15 protein-coding genes and 1 tRNA gene are annotated in these 19,955 nt (G+C 32.6%); 14 read left to right on the top strand and 2 right to left on the bottom strand.

All coding sequences use genetic code 11. From position 1 onward, the window contains the following. Nucleotides 1-120: 120 nt before the first annotated feature. The 8 genes from ES675_RS01070 to ES675_RS01035 all read left to right on the top strand — a co-directional run bounded on the left by ES675_RS01070 (nt 121) and on the right by ES675_RS01035 (nt 10,452). Nucleotides 121-1,050: a DUF58 domain-containing protein gene (locus ES675_RS01070; RefSeq protein ID WP_066250688.1), complete on the top strand. Its 930-nt coding sequence runs from the start codon at nt 121-123 to the stop codon at nt 1,048-1,050. A gap of 121 nt (nt 1,051-1,171) precedes the next feature. Then, a tRNA-Asp gene (locus ES675_RS01065) sits at nt 1,172-1,245 on the top strand. Between the two features lie 533 nt (nt 1,246-1,778). Next, nucleotides 1,779-4,148, top strand: coding sequence for a sigma 54-interacting transcriptional regulator (locus ES675_RS01060; RefSeq protein ID WP_066250684.1), 2,370 nt, complete (start codon nt 1,779-1,781; stop codon nt 4,146-4,148). Nucleotides 4,149-4,346: 198 nt separating this feature from the next. Beyond that, the gene (locus tag ES675_RS01055) at nt 4,347-4,754 is read left to right on the top strand and encodes a DUF7793 family protein (protein ID WP_066250681.1); all 408 of its coding nucleotides are present in this window, start codon (nt 4,347-4,349) and stop codon (nt 4,752-4,754) included. Further along, nucleotides 4,747-6,591, top strand: a complete 1,845-nt coding sequence (locus ES675_RS01050; RefSeq protein ID WP_066250678.1) for an ATP-binding protein — start codon at nt 4,747-4,749, stop codon at nt 6,589-6,591. Before ES675_RS01055 ends, ES675_RS01050 begins: the two co-directional genes overlap by 8 nt. Further along, a complete protein-coding gene (locus ES675_RS01045) occupies nt 6,584-7,027 on the top strand; it encodes a response regulator (RefSeq protein ID WP_231931279.1) in 444 nt (147 codons plus the stop codon). The genes ES675_RS01050 and ES675_RS01045 overlap by 8 nt, the downstream gene beginning before the upstream one ends. Before the next feature lie 33 nt (nt 7,028-7,060). After that, a complete protein-coding gene (locus tag ES675_RS01040) occupies nt 7,061-8,983 on the top strand; it encodes a T9SS sorting signal type C domain-containing protein (RefSeq protein WP_066250673.1) in 1,923 nt (640 codons plus the stop codon). A 2-nt stretch (nt 8,984-8,985) separates the two neighbouring features. Next, a complete protein-coding gene (locus ES675_RS01035; RefSeq protein WP_066250670.1) occupies nt 8,986-10,452 on the top strand; it encodes a hypothetical protein in 1,467 nt (488 codons plus the stop codon). Between the two features lie 208 nt (nt 10,453-10,660). Here the strand turns inward: ES675_RS01035 and ES675_RS01030 are convergent, their stop codons facing one another. Next, nucleotides 10,661-11,953, bottom strand: coding sequence for a DUF2254 domain-containing protein (locus ES675_RS01030; protein ID WP_066250663.1), 1,293 nt, complete (start codon nt 11,951-11,953; stop codon nt 10,661-10,663). A gap of 425 nt (nt 11,954-12,378) precedes the next feature. Here ES675_RS01030 and ES675_RS01025 point away from each other — a divergent pair, with 425 nt between their 5' ends. The 3 genes from ES675_RS01025 to ES675_RS01015 all read left to right on the top strand — a co-directional run bounded on the left by ES675_RS01025 (nt 12,379) and on the right by ES675_RS01015 (nt 15,423). After that, entirely contained in the window at nt 12,379-12,564 is a 186-nt protein-coding gene (locus tag ES675_RS01025; RefSeq protein WP_066250659.1) for a hypothetical protein, read from the top strand. A 141-nt stretch (nt 12,565-12,705) separates the two neighbouring features. Then, complete coding sequence (locus ES675_RS01020) at nt 12,706-14,730, top strand: ATP-binding protein (RefSeq protein WP_066250656.1); 2,025 nt, start codon at nt 12,706-12,708, stop codon at nt 14,728-14,730. Nucleotides 14,731-14,748: 18 nt separating this feature from the next. Next, a complete protein-coding gene (locus ES675_RS01015; protein ID WP_066250650.1) occupies nt 14,749-15,423 on the top strand; it encodes a response regulator in 675 nt (224 codons plus the stop codon). A 258-nt stretch (nt 15,424-15,681) separates the two neighbouring features. Here ES675_RS01015 and ES675_RS01010 read toward each other — a convergent pair whose 3' ends face one another. Next, nucleotides 15,682-16,191, bottom strand: a complete 510-nt coding sequence (locus tag ES675_RS01010) for a DUF456 domain-containing protein (RefSeq protein ID WP_066250647.1) — start codon at nt 16,189-16,191, stop codon at nt 15,682-15,684. 260 nt (nt 16,192-16,451) lie between these two features. Between ES675_RS01010 and ES675_RS01005 the strand changes: the two genes are divergently transcribed. From ES675_RS01005 to ES675_RS00990, 3 genes are read left to right on the top strand one after another with little or no spacing between them, the layout of a single operon-like run. Next, on the top strand, nt 16,452-16,826 hold the full coding sequence (locus tag ES675_RS01005) for a BlaI/MecI/CopY family transcriptional regulator (protein WP_066250644.1): 375 nt from the start codon (nt 16,452-16,454) through the stop codon (nt 16,824-16,826). Then, nucleotides 16,823-18,673, top strand: a complete 1,851-nt coding sequence (locus ES675_RS16570; protein WP_066250641.1) for a M56 family metallopeptidase — start codon at nt 16,823-16,825, stop codon at nt 18,671-18,673. The genes ES675_RS01005 and ES675_RS16570 overlap by 4 nt, the downstream gene beginning before the upstream one ends. Next, nucleotides 18,666-19,799, top strand: a complete 1,134-nt coding sequence (locus tag ES675_RS00990; RefSeq protein WP_066250637.1) for a tetratricopeptide repeat protein — start codon at nt 18,666-18,668, stop codon at nt 19,797-19,799. The genes ES675_RS16570 and ES675_RS00990 overlap by 8 nt, the downstream gene beginning before the upstream one ends. Nucleotides 19,800-19,955 lie beyond the last annotated feature (156 nt).

Below are 19,955 nucleotides of genomic sequence, written 5' to 3'. Positions count from 1 at the left end.
TAGTTTAGGGCTATCGTAGTTTGGGCGTCTCCAGATAATTTTTGGGTGTATAACCCAAATTCTAAATGATTTTTTAAATCTTCCTTTTGGGAAGCTGTCGCTAAAGCGACAAATGGGTTTATGGATTTACAAAACGAATTAAATAAAGCAGGCGGTTTTAAAAACCTAGAATTACTGGCCAAACAGGTGGTAGAAGGATTTGTTGCGGGTATGCATAAAAGTCCGTTTCATGGATTCTCGGCAGAATTTGCCGAGCATAAAATATACAACCAAGGTGAAAGTACACGCCATATTGATTGGAAGTTGTTTGCTAAAACGGACAAGCTTTTTACCAAGCGCTATGACGATGAAACTAATTTACGCTGCCATTTAATTGTGGATAATAGTAGCTCTATGCATTATCCAGAGTTGAAGGAATACGGTATAGACTCCTTGAATAAAATAGCTTTTTCGGCATTGGCTTCGGCTAGTTTAATGCATATTTTAAAAAAGCAACGTGATGCCGTTGGCTTGAGCATTTATAGTGATAATTACGATTTTTACGCACCTGAAAAAGGAAGTGAGCGCCATCATCAAATGTTGTTGCACCAACTCAATACCATGTTGGTAAAGAAGCCTGAAAGTAGAAAAACGGAAACCTTTACCTATTTGCACCAAATAGCAGAAAAGATTCATAGACGTTCGTTGATTTTCTTTTTTACAGATATGTTCCAAACAGAAACTGATGACGCGCAATTATTTGACGCTTTACGGCATTTAAAACACAATAAGCATGAAGTAGTCCTGTTTCATGTGTTTGATAAGGAAAAGGAACTGCAATTTGATTTTGACAATGCGCCCAAGCGTTTTATAGATGTAGAAACGGGCGATCATGTTAATTTATATGCGGATCGGATTAAAGAGAACTATGAAACGGCTATTAAAGACTATTTTAAGGATATTCGCTTGAAATGTCAGCAATATCGCATTACATATGTGGAAGCGGATATCAATAAAGATTTCAATAACATATTGACAACCTATATGATAGCACGACAAAAGTTTTTATAAATAAAAAAACTTTAAAATTTATTGAAAAAACATTTGACATATTGAAAAAGCTGTTTATATTTGCACCCGCTTGAGAGGTTATTACGCAAGTAAAAAACGGTTAAGCATGCAATAAAGCAACGGTCTGGTAGTTCAGTTGGTTAGAATGTCGCCCTGTCACGGCGAAGGTCGCGGGTTCGAGTCCCGTCCAGACCGCTAATATTGCGGAAAGCTTCAAGAAATTGAAGCTTTTTTTTGCAATAAAACTGCCTCAGGTAGTTAAAAATTTAGTTGTGTTGTTTTATCTCGGCAGTAATGTTGAGGTAAATGTAGGATGTTCCCAGTGTTGTTGGGAATACCGATGGAAAGCTTTCCTTTTTTCTTTACAGAAGATTGGGATGCTTTTTTGTTTTGGGGTGGTTTGTAAGGTGTTTATTTCTTCAATTTCACACTATTAAAGCATGTTGTTTCCCTTTGGTAAAAGTGTAGTTTTTTAAACCAATTAGTAGTGATAGGGTTCAGTTGGGCATGAAATCTATAAGGATCTTGTTTGTTTTTATTCTAAGCTTTATAATAAGTATGTTTGCAACTTTGGTATTTAAATTAAAATAATCTTAATATTAGGCCATTAATGTTAAATAAAAGGAGTTAATTTATAGAATACGTATCTAAATCTTTAATTTTGTATTTGTTTCGTGTTTTTATTACTAATAATATAATTTATTTAACTTTTTGCAGCTACTTTAAATATGAGTCCTTCTTCAAATAAGATCAATACGGAAAATGGTTTTCCGTTCTTTGAAAGTGTCTATCCAGAAATATTTCATAGTAATCCGACACCTCAATCACTTTCAAATAAACTAGACGGCAAGCTCATTGATGTTAATGCAGCTTGGGAGGTTTTGACGGCTTATAAGAAAGAGGATGTTCTTGGTCAATCTATAGAGGAATTAAATTTTATTTCGTTTGAGGATTCCAATGCCATGCATGAGGTATTAACACAAAATGAAAAACTTAAATATCATGAAGTAGATATTAAAAGAAAAGACGGTGTTGTAACCTATGGATTAGCAACTTTTCAATTTGTAGAATTTGAAGAAGCGGCTTTTGTTATTGGAACAATAATAGATGTTAGTGATATAAAAATATTCCAAAAAAAGATATTTGCTGCTAATAATTTCACTGAATGTTTGTTGGATAGCATGTTTGAAGCTTTATTGATACTAGACGTGGATTTAACCTGTATAAAAGTTAATAAGGCATTTTGTGAGTTAACAGGGTTTAAAGAAAATGAAATTCTTGGAGCTAAAGTGCCATTTCCGCAATGGTCATCAGAAAATAATGATACCATTAGTTCTTACATAGAACAATGTTTAAATGGTGTGGTTATTAGAGATCAATTAACTTTGAAAAAACCCAATGGCGATTGGTTTCAAATTGCTATTACAACAGCAAAAATAACCGATTATAAAGGCGAGATTATTGGATATGTTTTTACAGGTCTTGATATTACGGACCTTCTTAAAACTCAAAAAGAATTAAATAACACATCCAAAAGATCTGCTCAAAATAAAGATGCTATTCTTAAGCTTGCTGGATTGGTTGGTGATGATTTAGATTATATTCTTCAGGAAATAACAGCTCTTGCTGCAAAGACGATGCAAGTGGAGCGTGTGAGTATTTGGAGTTTTAATGATGAGAAAACAGATTTGCGACTGGAAAGTTCTTATAATTCAAAGGATCAGACCTGCGAAAAGGTGATGCAGTTTAAGATAGAAGATTATTCAAATTATTTCAAGGATTTATTTAAGAATAATATAATACGTGCAGATAATACTTTGGATAATGAAAGTACCAATGATTTTGTCAAAAATTATTTTAAACCACTTGGAATTACATCTGCTTTAGATGTGCTTATTCAGGGGTATAATGGTTATTATGGTGTTCTGTGTTTTGAGCATAGAGGTGCTAGCAGGCAATGGACTCTTGAAGAAGAGGAGTTTGTAACGTCCATTTCAAATGTTATTTCGCTTGCAATTGAAAGAAATGAACGCTATTTAGCCGAAATCCAATTGTTCAAATCCAATGAAAAACTCAAGTCCCTCAACGCCGAACTGATAAAACTTAAAAAAGATCTAGAACAAGAAAATACCTATCTACGTGAAGAAATTGATTTGGTTTTTAATTACGAAGAAATGGTTTATGGAAGTGCGGCTTTTAGCCAAGTGCTTACTGAAGTAGAACAGGTAGCAAGTACCAATGCAACGGTGTTACTTTTAGGTGAATCAGGAACTGGTAAGGAATTGTTGGCCAGAGCTATCCATAATATTAGTAACAGAAAAAATAAACCTTTAATTAAAGTGAATTGTGCTGCCATACCTAGAGAGCTTATTGAAAGTGAATTGTTTGGGCATAAAAAAGGGTCTTTTACAGGGGCTATCAATGATAAACTTGGGAAATTTCAATTGGCAGATGGTGGTACCTTGTTTTTAGATGAAATTGGCGAATTACCTATGGATATGCAACCAAAACTTTTACGAGCTATTCAAGAATCTGAAGTAGAACAAATAGGAAGTGTCAAAACTCAAAAGGTAGATATTCGCATTATTACAGCAACCAATAGGGATTTAAAACAGGAGATAAAAAATAAAAATTTCCGTGAAGATTTATACTTCAGAATAAACGTGTTTCCAATTACCATTCCGCCTTTACGAGAACGTATAGAGGATATTCCAATTCTATTGGAGCATTTTGTAAATAAATATAGTAAGCTATATCATAAAAACGTCAAGTACATTTCAGAAGAAACCAAACGTAATTTGCAGTCCTATTCATGGCCAGGAAATATTAGGGAATTGGAAAATTTGATAGAAAGAGCTATTATATTGTCTCATAATGAAAAACTTATAATTCCAGATTTTAAATCCTCTGAAAAGGAGTCGTTAATTTCTTCAACAAGTTTATCGCTAGACGATGTTCAAAGAATTCATATAAAAAAGATATTAAAAACAACCAATTGGAAAATTGAAGGTTCTGAAGGTGCAGCTGAACTACTAGAAATCAAGCCTAGCACTTTACGAGATAGAATGATAAAACTAGGGATTAAAAAACCTAAATAATTCACGCTATACCGTGGGATTTCCGTTTGTCGAACTTTTCTCTCGGTATGCCGTGGGCTACAGAGTTTGTTGTTTTTTTTTAAAATATTTCTTCCCTTTAAGTGTCAGGTGTTTAGCGGTTTTGTTGTTGCTCGGTTGTCTGTTTGGCATGCATATTGGTTTTCATATTTTGCATAAAGCCCCAAATAATGCAAACCTATGAGTGTACCTATACTAAATTACTCTAAAAAAGTTGAATTCTGGATTGAAAACGAAATTCTGTTTTGTAAGTTTAATCAAGCGGATTGTTACCTGACCATTGAAAGCGCAGAAGCATACCTCTTAAAAATACTGAAATTAACAGAAGGTAAACCGAGACCATTACTTATAGATATTCGCAATTTTACCGGTAATTTTTCTCCTTTAGCTGCCAAATTTTTTACCGAAAGTTCTATTTTAAAACACTTTGTTATAGCACAAGCTTTTGTAGTAAATACATTAAATGGTAAACTGCTTATTGGGTCTTATAAAAGGCTATTTGCACAAGGTGCCCATGTTCAAATTTTTGGTGATACGGAAACAGCTTTAGCATTTTGTATGGAATCTAAAAACACATATAATGTCTAGAGCAATAACAAATATATATTCCGTTATTCAGTCAGAGGCATTGTTAGGGTCCTTAGATAGTCATTTAATTATTTCTATTTCAGATGCTTTTGGGAAGTTGGTTTATTGTAATTCCAATTTTTCTAAAGTGATGAATGTTTCAGAAGAAACAGGTGTTGGTCAAATAAACCACTTATTAAAATCTCCAATGCAATCTGAAGCTATTTTAGCAGGAGAAACGTGGCGAGGTGTGCTCTTTCATAAAGGGCAAAACAGTAAGAATTATTGGTTAGACACCACTATTGAGCCTATAAAAAATGAAAAGGGCGATGTAATAAAATACCTAACCATAAGTAGTGATATTAGTAATTATTACTGCAAAGGAATTAATAAAAACCCTGTTCACTGCACAGAAGAAAGGCTGATTAATAATTTTACTGAAGACGTACTATACATTAATAAGTTTGGGAAAATCATTAATACATCTATAAACACTTTAAACAACGCACATGATAGTATTATAGGTTCCTATATTTATGATTTTGTAAACCCTGTAAATCATGATTATATAAAGAAGCAAGTAGATACGGTATTTAGCCACGGTAAGGATTGTAAATATCAATCCATGGGTTTGTCTACAAAAGGCAATCAAACTTTTTTTGTTTCAAAATTGAAGCCAGTTTTTAATGTTGAAAACGAAATAATTTACGCCACTTTAAAATCTAAAAAATATAAAAATACGATTAAGGTCAATGACGAGCTTAAAGCTATTGAAACAAAACACAGCAATATATTTCAATCTATAAATGTCGGGATATTAGTCGTTGCCAATGGTATGGGGAATATTATTGAATGGAATAAAGGCGCTGAATTAGCATTTGGTTATTTGAGTTCCGAGATTATTGGCAAACCATTAACGGTTTTAATTTCTAAAAAACAAGTAGATACAGGTGTCAAAGAGTTACTTAAAGCAAAAGATAAACTGGATAATGATTCGTATGGCGATAATATAGAAATGCTAGGTTTACGAAAAAATGGCGATGAGTTCCCTGTGGAATTTGCTATGAGTAATTGGCAAAATGGGAAAGAAAAATTTTACTGTGCTTTTATGCTTGATATTTCTAAACGAAAGAATTTAGAAGAAAAGTTAAAGCAAACAACCAAAGATTTAGAGCTGTTTTTATACCGTTCTGCTCACGATTTAAAAGCACCATTAACATCGGCGGAAGGCTTACTTCATCTGCTAAAAGAGGAAAAGCTTAATAATAGAACAGCCTTGTTAGTGAATATGTTAGATGAAACTTTAGAAAAAGGACGCTTGTTGTTAGACGACTTGGCTTTTGCGTCTATTATTTCAGAAAAGCGACGAGACAATACAGTTATAGATTTTCAAAAGAAAATTAATAACGCGCTTCTGGTATTAAAAGGTATAAAGAATTTTGACAACATCACTTTTCATGTGGATATTCAGCAGGGAACTGATTTTTATTTCAATCAGGAATTGATGGACTCTATTCTTCAAAACTTAATCCATAATACCATTTGTTTTGCCAAATCTAAAACGAATAAAGTGGTGCCTACCACACATATAAATATTAAAAGTATTGATAAAAAAGTCTGTATCACAGTATCTGATAATGGTGTAGGGATACGAGAAGATGACATAGATAAAGTGTTCGACCTTTATTTTAAAGCAAATAGTGATAACTCTGAAGGAACTGGACTCGGACTTTATATTGTTAAACGAATTGTAGAAGACTTTAATGGCGACATAGAGGTTAAAAGTAAAATAAATGAAGGCACCACATTTGAGGTGCAATTACCAAATTTAAAAGAAGGAAGCAAAAACAATGATTAAAAATGTAATGTTGATAGATGATAACAAGATAGATCTTTTTGTTAATCAAAGAATAATTGAAAAATACAATCCAAATATAAAAACACGGGTTTTTAATAATGCTATTTCTGCAATTAGTTTTTTTAAACTATTGGAATTGAATACGAATATCAAGTCTGTAGCTATTCCTGATGTCATTTTATTAGATATAAATATGCCCGAAATGAGTGGTTTTAATTTTTTTAAAGAATTTAAGCTGTTAAACTTTATTAATACACGAGCAATTGAGGTGTATATGGTGTCATCTTCCATGTGTTCGGTGGACATTAATAAAGCTAGTAATGAGCCTTATTGTACGGGTTATATTACCAAGCCTCTAACTGTCAGTAAACTAAAAAACGTTTTAAATAAATCAGAAAATATTGAGCAAAATGAACCTTTTAAAAAAATAATTTAGTATTTTATAAATCCCAAATCTAAACTATAAACAATGAACTTAAAACCTACAATTATGTTCTGTGTTTTACTTTGTGCTTGCTTTTTTGCAAATGCACAAATAATAAATACAGGTGTGCTTAAAATAAGCACTAATAGCAATGTGTATTTTGAAGAGGAATACACCAATACGGTTGCCGGAAATCATGTTTCCAATGGTAATTTGTATTTAAATAATAGCTTCATTAATCATGGAGCAACCAGTGCAACAGCTGGGACAACTTATTTTAAAAGTGCATCCAACAATTTTTTAAATTTATCCGGAAGCGCAGAGAATGCCAATTTTTATAATCTGGAAATTGATATCACACCAGAAGGCTTAAAAGGTGTATCTGTAGCAGATGAATTTTTAGTCCAGGTAGAAAACGCACTGAATTTAAAAAGTGGCGACTTAAGACTAACAGGTGAGGCGCAACTCATTCAAGAGCACTCAGGAGTTGACGCTAATACAATTAATTCTGGGAAACTTATCTTAGATCAACAAGGAACTGTGTCGCCTTTTCAATATGATTATTGGTCTTCACCAGTAAATAATGGTGGTACTTTTTCTTTTATGGGTGGCAAGTTTGATGGTACGGATTCAAGTTTAAATCCGTTTAATCCAACGCAAATTGGTTTTACTACTGACAGAGAAGGTTTGCCGTCCAGTGTTGATGGATCTGGAAACGTAACAACCGCATTAAGCATAAGTAGCCGTTGGTTGTATAAGTATGCACGTGAAAGCGGTGCTTATTCAGAATGGATTCGATTAAATAGTGGAAGTATACTCAATCCAGGTGAAGGCTATACCATGAAAGGAGCAAATGCTTCAGGTCCAGAACAAAACTATGTGTTTTACGGTGCACCCAATAATGGAGATTATACCTTTCCTATTACAGTAGGTCAAGAAATTCTATTAGGAAACCCATATCCTTCCGCTTTAGATGCCACAAAATTTATTACGGATAATGATGGTGTTTTAGAGGCGCTTTACTTTTGGGTAGATGGTGGCTCAACATCTCATATATTATCTGATTATTTGGGAGGTTATTCAATACGAAATAAAACAGGTGGATCTATACCTTCTATACCATCACCGTTAATTTCAGGAATTGGTACATCTGGAACAGTAGGTATACCATCACAATACGTGCCTGTTGGTAAAGGATTTTTTATAAAATCTATTGGAAGTGGTGATATTATTTTTAATAATTCTCAACGATTTTTTAAGTTGGAAGAGGCAAGACTAAATGTTAATGATAAATATATTCGCATTGGTTATGAAGATCCTGAAGGTTTTCATCGCCAACTTTTGTTAGGGTTTATGCCAGATTCGTCAGCTGATTTAAATTATAATCCTGGTTATGATGCTATTCAAATGATGTCTAGAGATGATGATATGTTTTTTATTATTGAAGAGGATGAAACCAAACGATATGCTATTCAGGGTGTTGATGGTTTTTCAGAATTCCTGGAATTTCCAATTGGATTGGTTATTTCTGAAACGGGATCTCATTACTTGATGTTAGATGATGTTGAGAATTTTGAGGAAACTATTTATTTAAAAGATAATGTGTTAGATACAACCTATAATTTGTCAGAATCTGATTTTGAAATTAATTTGCCTGCTGGTTTTTATTCAGATAGATTTTCCATTGTATTTCAGCCAGCAGAAACCTTGAGTACGCCAGAGGTTGAATTAGATAAAACGCTTGTTTTTTACAATGGTCAAAATCAAATAGTGGTGTCAAACCCTAATAATTTAGAAATTACAGGTGTCGAAATTTATAACATACTTGGACAGCATATTTTATCTGTTACCAAAAATCTTACCAACCAGAATAAAGTACTAATTCCTTTTAATGAAAGTACTGGTGTTTACATGGTTGTACTCAAAACAAATAATGCCCAAAAATCTACTAAAATCTTAAAATACTAATTATGAAAACTAAAAAACTACTTTTAAACGCATTTGGCCTAATGGCTCTCTTTTTATTAACAACCACTGGTTTTTCCCAGGTAGGAATCGGAACGCTCATGCCCGATGATTCGGCTATGCTAGATGTTCAATCTACTTCTAAAGGATTGTTAGCGCCACGCATGACGACATTAGAGCGCGATGCAATTGCAACACCAGCTGAAAGCTTATTGGTGTTTGATACAGACGAAAAAGCATTTTATTTCTATAATACAGCTACTACTACCTGGGTAAAATTAGCTAATGATGCTTCCGTAAAACGGAATAATTACAAGTTAATTAAAACTGTAGCAGATTTAAGTGCTGAACTTGCCGCAGGAGGTGGTTCTTCTTACAAATTAGCCAGTAATACCTTCTATGAAATAAATGGAACAATATTATTAGCGGCTTCTATTGATTTACAAAATGCCTACGTTGCTGGTATAGATGCTAGTGAGGATGTCTTGTCATATGCTGGAGGGACTGTATTTAAAGGGAGTACAGGAGGTAGTATTAGAAATGTTACAATTAAAGGTTCTAAAGCTTTTGAAATAACAGGTCCAGGAATAGCAACTGCTTCTTCACTTTTAGTTCAAAATAGCATAATAGATGGCATGACAAATGTTGGAAGTATTGATGGGTTAGGTCTATTCTTTGGTAATATTGTTCAATTTTTAAATAACGCAAATGGAATTACCTATTCTAACATCGGTAATTTATTGCTAAATAATCAAGCTTGGTTTGGAAGTAATTCCGGAACGTTTGAAAAATTTACAGGAACCTTTGGTTTAATAGAAAAAGTAAGTGGTTTCAGCACGGTAAGTGGTTCAGCTGTGGCTTTGGATGTCAGTACTACAGGGCTTGCAGTAGGAACAGGTGTTTTGCAAGCTACTGTTTTTACAGGTACAACAAGCGCACCTTCAGGATATGTTAAAGGGTATGCTCCTGCACAAACCTATCTTGGATATAATTTCTCTAATGCTTGGACGGTGAGTGCACCTGGTATTCCTCGTGAAAATGATGATGTGGCGACGGGAAATTTATATTATGATGAAGCAAATCCTTCCAATGTAGTTAATGTTACTAACACAACCCCTTTTAAATTACCTGTAAACACGAAATCTATAAGACTTTTCAGAACCGCTGAAGGTGCGGGTGGCAATCGAATTACGTATAAGGGAGAGACAAGAAGGCCTTTGAACATTTTTGGAACTGCATCTCTGACAGCAACTTCAGGAACTAGATTAGCATTTTCAATATATAAAAATGGTTCTAGAGTAACGGGAACGGAAGCTATTGTAGATGTGATACAGACAAATTCACGACAATCGGTAACTGTAATTGGTACTGTAGATGTTGTTAAAGACGATTATATTGAAATATTTGTTCAGAAAATATCTTCTGGGAGTGAACAGCTACTAATTACATCCTATAATTTAATTGTGAACTAAACTTTTTTGAGATAATTCTAAAAAAAACTATGGTATAAATTTTTTATATATAATTCATTTTATTTCGATTAATAGCTTGAAATAAATTAGTGAACTACCCAATTTGGTTTTTGGTTAGTTATTTTGATGAAAAAGCGTTCCTTTTTTCTTTACAGAAAATTGGGATGCTTTTTGTTTTTGGGTGGTTTGTGGATTTATAATATTTGGATTACTTGACCTTGGGCAACCCTGTATACAATTTCTCAATCCGTTTCAAATCTTCAGTATTAGTGATACTTTCCTGCGTATCTTCATATAATAATTTTGCCTCTGCTAAAAGCGCATCGTGATATTTTGGCAAATGTGCTTCTTGTAGTAATAAATATTTAAACATGATAAATAGCTTCTGAATACAGGTCATATCATGCTTGCAATAGGTGCGGTAAGACACCATAACTTGATATATTAACTCTTTAAAATTAGTGGTTGTTACGTCTATAAGTGATTCATTATCCGATGTTATAACTGTTTTGTCATTTTTTTTAAGGCGTAAAGCAAATAATTCTGTTAGATAATCAATGGTGCTAATTGCCGTTCCTGGATCGTTAATACCGGGAGACATAGCTTTCATACCAATTTCTGTAATTTGCTTAAACGCGAGTGCATAATTATCTTCTACAAATTCACCTTTCGCAAAATTGAAATTTGATAATATTTTTTTTACTGTCGCTTCATCTATACCCTTGCTTACTTGTATAATCGGAACGCCATTCAAAACAAAGATGCCTTGGATAGGCAGGATTTTTAATTGAATAGATTCATCTTTGCAAATATCAACCAAATTTGGAATGGCAATATTCTGGAAATACCCCGTTTCAGAACTGAAATAAGACGTCCATTCTGATGTGTCTGGAAATGAAGGTGCTGTTTCAGATTCTTTTTCTAATAAGTATTCCAATCGCGATTTAGCTTTTTTGTAAATTCCATCTAAAATATTATTAACCTGAATGGATTGAGATATAGAATGTATGAAATATAGAAAACTACCTAAACATACTACGGTGAGTAAAATGCCAATAAGTACAGAAAATCCTGGCAATTGATATTTGTCGTTTTCTAGCGGATTAATACCAACCAAGGTAAAGGTATTGTATAAAATAGTGGCTAAATAAATACCTAATACATATTGATGATTTCTATTGGATATTAAGCCGGGTAAAACACGGGGTGAGAAATTACTAGATGCCTGGTTTAATAAAACCATTACCATAGAAAAACTAAAAACCATGATAGATATGATGCCTCCTGTTAAAAAACTCAAAAGTGTTTTAGCGGTATCTGCGTTGTTTATAACTAATTGCGGTATGTGTTCAATAATATATGCTGAAATACCTTCCTTTTCTAAATAAAGCATCAGCATAGCAAAGCTAAAACCAAATATGCTAAATAATGTAGGATAAAAAGCAATTTTGCCTTGAATGGTGTTTATAAAACTAACAAACCTATTGTAAAGTGATTTCATAAATTAATTTGATGTTACAAGTTAGGTACAATTTCTTTTAAAATAAAATAAAGATATGCAAACGATTTTTCTTACAAACACAAGAAGTTTTACTAAATTTATTAACAATTTATTGTAGGAAAATGACTCGTATTTGGCCTTTAATCGATGAAATTATACGTTTAATCGTGTTTTTAATTTATTTTTAATATATTGCATTACGTTTACAGTCCTTCAATAAGTCCCTAAATCAAATTATTCAGCTTATTAAGGTTAATTATTCCATTTGAGACACGTTGTGTCTTTTCCCTCATGTTAATATTTTATAGTTTGTGGCATTTTTATGTTGCAACATAATTTACGGTTATTAATCCATCATCCCTCGACAGTGATTTTTAAACTAACTAAAATTTAATAGTAAATTTTTTAACCCTAAATACCCTAACATGAAAACCCTTAAAATTACTTTAGTAGCAGCTATTTTTTGTTTGACACTTACAGGTCTTACAATTCAAAAAGAAACAACCAACCCAAATAATGAGGAACAAGTTTCTCAAAAAGAAGATTTCACCTATGCTTTTCAGACAAAAAGACATGTGAAAAAAGGAACAAAAGTCCCAAGTAACGGATAAAAACAATTTTATTATATTAAATAAAACCCTTTATTTTTAAAGGGTTTTATGTGTTTTATGTAACCATTATAGACTTATATTGGTTACAAGGCTATTGGTGTCAGAAAAAATTTTAAATTTGAGTAGACTTGAAGCGCCATTATGTTATTAAAAAAAGCACCTTTCTTTTTTGCCATCTTTTTTTGCTCATTTTTATGCGCACAACAAGTTTCTAAAAATCAACTTTTAGATAGTGTAAACCATTATAGAGTACTATCCACTAATGATTCTTATGAGTTAGATCAGCGCGTGAACTTTATAAAGAAAGCAATCGTGTTTTCTGAAAAGACAAACCAAGATTCGACAATTTTAAAATCGAAACGTAAATTGGCAACACTTTATTTGCGCCAGTTTGCGGTCGATTCGCTTTTCGATTTAAATCATCAAAACCTGAAACTTGCTAAAAAACTCAAGGATACATTAGCATTGGCCTATATTAATAATGTTTTGGGATGGTATCATAAAGTAAAATATCAAACGGATAGTTCCTATACCTATTATTATAATGCCTCTAAATATTTTGATGCGCGAAATATGGTTCAAAATCAAGCAGATGCACTTATGGAAATGGCAAATATTCAGTTTGAAGAACGTGATTATGTAGGATGTGAAAGTAACGCCTTTAAAGCGATTCGTTTATATCAAACGATGCCTAAAGATGATTATACGTTAGGAAATTTATGGGGCTTATTTAATCTGGTGGCCATTGCAGCAGATGAATTGAAACAATACGATAAAGCCATTGAATACCACAACAAAGCCTTATCCTTTAGTAATAAAATAAAGGATAATTTTCTGTATACATTATATTCTAAAAGTAATATAGCCCTTATTTATAAGGAACTCAATCAGTTTGATAAAAGTTTGGCAATTTACGAAGAGTTGTTTCAGAATGAAAAAGTCTTACAGCAGGAACCGGCAAATTATGCACTTATTTTAGGAGATTATGCACTCTTGAAACATAAAAATGCTGGTTCTAATTCTGCAGATATTAAAAGAATGCTACATGAAGCATACCGCATTAGTGATAGTCTAGATGATGAGTTAAGTCGCATGTCAGTTGCTTTAAATGCGTCCGAATTTTATTTGGATGAAGGTGTCATGGATACCGCTCTAAATTATGCAAACATTGCCTATACACGAGGAAAAGAATCATTAATAAATGATGTTACTTTAAACGCCTTATTACTCAAGTCTAAAATTGAAAGCCCTGAAAAGTCCGTAAATTATTTAAATGAATATATTCATCTAAATGATAGTTTAGTAAATAAAGAACGCGCTATTCGTAATAAATTTGCACGCATAGAATTTGAAACCGAGCAAGTAGAACTTGAAAATCAACAAATTTCTCGAGAACGGTTATGGCTCATGATATTGTCTGCTGGTTTAATTATTACCTTTATTTTAGTGTACATAATTGTTACCCAACGTGCTAAAAACAAGGAGTTAAAACTTGTGCAGCAGCAACAGGAAGCCAATGAGGAAATTTACAACCTCATGTTATCTCAACAAGATAAAGTTGATGAAGCACGATCCAACGAGAAAAAACGCATCTCTCAAGATTTACATGATGGTATTCTAGGACGCCTTTTTGGAACGCGATTAAGTCTGGATAGTTTGAATATGATTTCTACCGATGAGGCCATTCAAACTCGAGAAAATTATATCCAAGAATTAAAAACTATTGAACAAGATATCCGTGACGTTTCACATGAATTAAATACCGATTTTATATCCAAATCCGGTTATCCTGATATTATTGAATCCTTAATAGAAGCACAGACCAAAGCACACGGATTAACATATTCATTATATAGTGATTCTGATATTTCTTGGGAAGATATTTCCAATAAAACCAAAATACATATTTATCGCATGTTGCAAGAGTCTCTTCAGAATATCTTTAAACATGCCGAAGCCAATCGTGTAGATATTAGTTTTAATATGAAAAAAAATGTAATTTGGTTGCAAATTGCTGATGATGGATCTGGTTTTGATTCACAAAAAGCGAAGAAAGGTATCGGTTTAAAAAATATGCATTCACGCGTATCTGAATTCGATGGTGAATTAGATATAGCTTCTAAAAAAGACAATGGCACAACAATTACAATTAAAATCCCAATCTAATCTAAATTTTCAACTATAATGGAAGAGACTATTCGTATTTTAATGACAGACGATCACCCAATTATTATTGAAGGGTATCAAAACACATTACTTGCGACTAAAAAGGAAAATCAAATACTAAAAATTGATATTGCTAACAACTGCGATGAATCTGTCAATTTTATGCAGCAAGCAATAGATAAGGAATTACCCTATCATATTTTATTCATGGATATTAGTTTGCCACCATCTAGCGATGGCGAATTTACATCTGGCGAAGATTTAGCAAAATATGCCAGGCGTATGATGCCGAAAAGCAAAATCATTATGCTTACCATGTTTAATGAGCCTTACCGAATACATAATATTATAAAAGATATTGATCCTGAAGGCTTTTTAATAAAAAGCGATTTAACATCGCGAGAGTTGGCCAGCGCTTTTCAAAAAGTACTTTATAGGCCACCATTTTACAGCTCCACGGTTAGTACAACTATCCGAAAAACAATTACAAACGATATTAAATTGGATGATATTGATAGAAAAATACTCTATCTCCTTTCGCAAGGTATCCGAACTAAAAGCTTAAAAGATCATTTTGATATATCCTTAAGTGCTATAGAAAAGCGCAAAAAACACCTCAAAATTATGTTTGATGTCAGTGATGGTAGTGATGAAAACCTATTATCTGTGGCCAAAAATGCAGGTTTTATTTAGCGTTTAGTTGCGTATTGTGTTAAAATAGTACATTTTTTCATTTATTTTTGGTCTGACAACGCTTGCTATAACTGACAATTACGGTTTTCCCGTAATGGTGTTACGGTTTTACCACAGCAAGAAGTTAATTGTTATGGCTACATTTGAATGTCAACGACAAATTAATCCCTCATAAAATAAATTTGTTGAATTAATAGCATTTACACTAACCTCGTGGTTTTTCATTTTTTAAATTGGAAGCCATGAGGTTTCTTCATTTTAAAAAGAAAAGATTATAGCTTTATAATCCCAAACCGTCCACAGAAAGAAGCCCAAATAAACAATAGCTACAATAAACTTAATAAAGGTTCCTGCTAAAAATCCTAAAAAGGAGCCGAATGCGGCTTTTACGGCAATTTTAGAATCTGCTTTATTAATCATTTCGCCTATAAATGCGCCAAGAAAAGGCCAAATAATGATACCAAATGGTCCAAATATTGGAAAAATAATAGCAACAATAAGCCCTAGAGTGGTGCCAATTACACCTTTTTTACTGCCACCAAAACGTTTGGTTCCCATGGCTGGAATAATATAATCTAGAGCAAAAACGATTAATGCAACCGTTAGGGTTATTCCTAAAAACCACCAGTCATTTGGGACGGCCTTTGTTAAGTAGAGGAGGAGTAAGCCAATCCAACTTAACGGTGGCCCAGGTAAAATGGGTAAAAAACTTCCTGCTATACCCACGAGCATAAAAATAAAGCCTAATACAACTAATAATATGTCCATATATTTTTCTTGTTTGACGAAGATACTTAAAGAAAGTTACAATTTTTTAACTACGAAATTAGTTTAAACTAAAAATTTAGTTATATTTGTTAAACTAAAAGATTAGTTAAACCTATTGTGCAATTTGAATAAGGTTGTCAGTTCGAGTAGATTTTACGATTAAAAATGAGTGAAATTTGTATCCAGAACAAAAATTTAAGTCCATATTTTGATTCAAAATTTACACGAGGTTTGTTAAATAATAATTCGCAATAAAAATCATGATCCAAAAAAAGCAATTAACCAAAGCCGAAGAAGAAATAATGCATGTATTGTGGCAACTAGAAAAAGCCGCAGTAAAACAAATTATTGCCGAATTGCCTATGCCAAAGCCAGCATATAATACGGTTTCAACCATTGTGCGTATATTGGAAAGTAAAGGTTTTGTGGATTATGAAAAGCACGGAAAAGGGCATGTGTATTATCCACTGGTGAAAAAGCAGGATTATAGTAACCAGAGTATAAACTCATTAGTAGATAATTATTTTCAAGGCTCTTTTAAAAGTATGGTGTCCTTTTTTATGAAAAAAAATGATATCAGTTTACAGGAATTAGAATCCGTTTTAAAGGAGATTCATAAAGACGAAAAATCATGATACATTACATCATTCAAGTCATTGCGTTTCAGTTATTTTTCTTGCTCATTTATGATGTGTTTTTAAAGAAAGAAACATTTTTTAATTGGAATCGCGCCTATTTATTGATTACAGCTGTGCTCTCCATTTTGTTGCCATTTGTAAAAGTGGCTGGGTTTAAAGAAGCTATTCCAAACGATTTTGTGGTTAGTTTACCCCACATATTATCACAAACAACCAATACTATTTTTTTAGAAGAAGTAGTTATTAGTGGTAGTAATACGTCGCACCCTTTTTTATGGTATTTCTCATTGGTTTTAGTAATTGGAAGTGTGCTAGCCGTTGCATTTTTTAGTATGCGCTTGTTTAAAATTGTAACACTTATTTATCAAAACCCGAAGCAAAGGGAAGGCGCTATTTGTTTTGTGCGAATGTTAAAGAGTACGTTAGCATTTTCGTTTTTTAATTATGTGTTTTTAGGTGAAAACATAAAAGAAACCGATCGTCAGCAAATAGTAAAACACGAGCTGGTTCACGTAAAGCAAAAACATACTTGGGATTTACTGTTTTTTGAGATGTTACGCATTGTATTTTGGTTTAATCCGTTCGTGTACATGTATCAAAATCGGATGGCAGATTTACATGAATTTATTGCGGATTCACAAGCCGTGAAATACAACAAAAAACAATATTATGAAAATTTATTATCCCAAATTTTCGATACGAATCAGGTATCATTCATCAATCCATTTTTCAAACAATCATTAATCAAAAAACGAATTATTATGTTACAAAAAACGAAATCTAAACAAGTACAATTAATCAAGTACGCTTTATTAATTCCTATGGTTTTAGGAATGTTGGTATATTCATCATGTTCCAATGAAACGTCTAATGCTACCGAGCAAAACACAGATGTGTCCAACTATGGGTATACCCTAGAATTGGGTAAAAATGGTCTGGTAGAAGTTCCTACAGACAAACACGAAGCCTATGAGACATTTTTAAAAAATAATCCAGCTTATGTGTCATGGGCACAAATAAACAAGGAGAACACTGAAATTACTTATAGTGTACATTCCAAAGATGAACAGGTCCCGTTGGGTCTTACTAAAGTGGGTGTTGAATCGCCTGACGGTAAATCGTATGTAATGTATATAAGTTTACCAAGTTCTGAAGCTACTGTAAGTTTATTAACAGAAAAATTAAATGTTATTATTGAACAAATAGTTCTACAAGATGGATTAAACGCTGAAGGCAAAGTAGGAATTGAGTTATTATTGCAGATGAACGGCTTGAGTTCAAATTCTGTTAATCAAGATTTAATTTCCGATGTTCAAGATTATAGCAACGCATCAAACAAGAATGTGATGCACCAACATATTTCTGATTTATTTCAGATAATTCAGGAACAAGGTAATTTAAGTGAGGAAGAAGAAATAGCCATGAAAGACTTTTTTGTTTTTCTTTCACAAGAAGATTTAGATGTTTCAATTGCTAACAATATGGATGTTCCTTTTGCTTCGGTAGATCAAGTTCCTGTTTTTCCTGGCTGTGAAACCGGAATTTCTAATGAAGAAAACAAGCTATGTATGAGTAAAAAACTGAATGCGTTTGTTGCAACAAATTTCAATACGGAATTAGCGAACAGCTTAAATTTATCTGGTGTTGTTCAAATTAGAACCTTCTTTAAAATAAATGAATTAGGTAAAATTGTAGACATTAAAGCTAGAGCGCCACGTCCAGAATTAGAAGTGGAAGTCAAACGTGTTTTAAACCTAATACCGGATTTAATTCCAGGAGAGCATCAAGGGAAAAAAGTAACGGTTCCATATTACCTGCCCATAAAGTTTAAAATAAATGAATAGATTTTTAGCGTTAATTTTTATTTTAATATGTTTTAAAACCGAAGCCCAAACTTCGGTTTTAAACGTTGCAGATAGTTTGTACGTTAATGGTAATTATTCTGAAGCTATTAAAGCTTATGAATCTTATGACAATTTAGATGATGTAGCTTATAAATTGGCCAAATCCAATCAAGCAATCGGGAATTACGATGAAGCGTTAAAGTATTTAAACAGCAGTATCAAGGCTTTTCCTCATGATGCTTTGGTGAAATATGATTATGCCAAATTACTTTCTAAAACTAAAAATTATCAAACAGCAGTTTCTATTTTTAAACAGTTAATTGCAACAGATTCCCTGCATCCAAATTATCATTATGAATTGGGTTTGGTTTACGAACAATTACGAGATTCATCAGCACGTAACGAATTTAAAACAAGTTTTCTTTTAGATAATGGCCACCAAAAAGCCATCTTTAAATTAGCAAAACGGCACTTACAAAAACGTGAGTTCGATTCCGTAGATTATTATACAGATATAGGTTTAAAAACATACGCGTATAACGCAAAACTCATGAGTCTAAAAGCGCAAAATTACTATTGGAAAAAAGACTATAAAGCGGCCTCGTTGTGGTTTGAAAAACTATTAAATTTAGGTGAAGACTCCCAATTTGTTCATGAAAAATTAAGTTATTGTTATTCTCAATTTTCAGAAGTTGAAAAAGCCATCGAACAGCAAAAATTAGCGGTTGCTAAAGAGCCCAGAAATTCTGAAAACGTGTACATTTTAGGCCAATTATTTACACGGATGAGTAATTATGAGCAAGCTGAATTGTATATCAGTAAAGCTATTGAATTAGTAGACTTGCCATTGGATTCCGAATATATGACCTTAGGAACCATTCAAAATCACCGGAAGAATCATCAGGCAGCTATTCAATCTTTTGAGCGTGCATTAAAAGAAAACCCGAATAATATATATGCCGCTTTTTATCTGGTTTACACCAAAGACGATTATTATAAAGATGTCGATACCAAAATTAAGTTATATGAAGATTTCATGGCAAAATATCCTGAAAATCCGTTTTTATTTAAAGCTAAAAGTAGATTAAGCGAATTGAAACAAGAAAAATTTATGAATACAGATTAACACCAATTCTTATTTAAACTAATTGTAAGAAAACCTCCTTTTTCCCTTACTACTGTATTTGAAAAATAAACCGTAACGAAAGCCATACTTTGTTTTTATATTTTCTACAAAGAAAAAAATCATCATATTATTTTACAGTCATTCCCAATAAGATAT

The sequence above is a fragment of the Algorimicrobium algoritergicola genome, from assembly GCF_008086165.1.
In the GTDB taxonomy this organism is placed as follows: Bacteria; Bacteroidota; Bacteroidia; order Flavobacteriales; family Flavobacteriaceae; genus Algorimicrobium; species Algorimicrobium algoritergicola.
Note: the sequence above shows the minus strand (reverse complement) of the source record. Positions and strands in the feature narration are given on the sequence as shown.

Excerpts from the sequence above, each read along its gene's own strand:
- ES675_RS01060 (WP_066250684.1), top strand. The coding sequence starts at position 1,779 with ATGAGTCCTTCTTCAAATAAGATCAATACGGAAAATGGTTTTCCGTTC.
- ES675_RS16570 (WP_066250641.1), top strand. The coding sequence starts at position 16,823 with ATGATACATTACATCATTCAAGTCATTGCGTTTCAGTTATTTTTCTTG.
- ES675_RS01015 (WP_066250650.1), top strand. The coding sequence starts at position 14,749 with ATGGAAGAGACTATTCGTATTTTAATGACAGACGATCACCCAATTATT.
- ES675_RS01030 (WP_066250663.1), bottom strand. The coding sequence starts at position 11,953 with ATGAAATCACTTTACAATAGGTTTGTTAGTTTTATAAACACCATTCAA.
- ES675_RS01005 (WP_066250644.1), top strand. The coding sequence starts at position 16,452 with ATGATCCAAAAAAAGCAATTAACCAAAGCCGAAGAAGAAATAATGCAT.
- ES675_RS00990 (WP_066250637.1), top strand. The coding sequence starts at position 18,666 with ATGAATAGATTTTTAGCGTTAATTTTTATTTTAATATGTTTTAAAACC.
- ES675_RS01020 (WP_066250656.1), top strand. The coding sequence starts at position 12,706 with ATGTTATTAAAAAAAGCACCTTTCTTTTTTGCCATCTTTTTTTGCTCA.
- ES675_RS01070 (WP_066250688.1), top strand. The coding sequence starts at position 121 with ATGGATTTACAAAACGAATTAAATAAAGCAGGCGGTTTTAAAAACCTA.
- ES675_RS01040 (WP_066250673.1), top strand. The coding sequence starts at position 7,061 with ATGAACTTAAAACCTACAATTATGTTCTGTGTTTTACTTTGTGCTTGC.
- ES675_RS01010 (WP_066250647.1), bottom strand. The coding sequence starts at position 16,191 with ATGGACATATTATTAGTTGTATTAGGCTTTATTTTTATGCTCGTGGGT.
- ES675_RS01055 (WP_066250681.1), top strand. The coding sequence starts at position 4,347 with ATGAGTGTACCTATACTAAATTACTCTAAAAAAGTTGAATTCTGGATT.
- ES675_RS01035 (WP_066250670.1), top strand. The coding sequence starts at position 8,986 with ATGAAAACTAAAAAACTACTTTTAAACGCATTTGGCCTAATGGCTCTC.
- ES675_RS01050 (WP_066250678.1), top strand. The coding sequence starts at position 4,747 with ATGTCTAGAGCAATAACAAATATATATTCCGTTATTCAGTCAGAGGCA.
- ES675_RS01045 (WP_231931279.1), top strand. The coding sequence starts at position 6,584 with ATGATTAAAAATGTAATGTTGATAGATGATAACAAGATAGATCTTTTT.
- ES675_RS01025 (WP_066250659.1), top strand. The coding sequence starts at position 12,379 with ATGAAAACCCTTAAAATTACTTTAGTAGCAGCTATTTTTTGTTTGACA.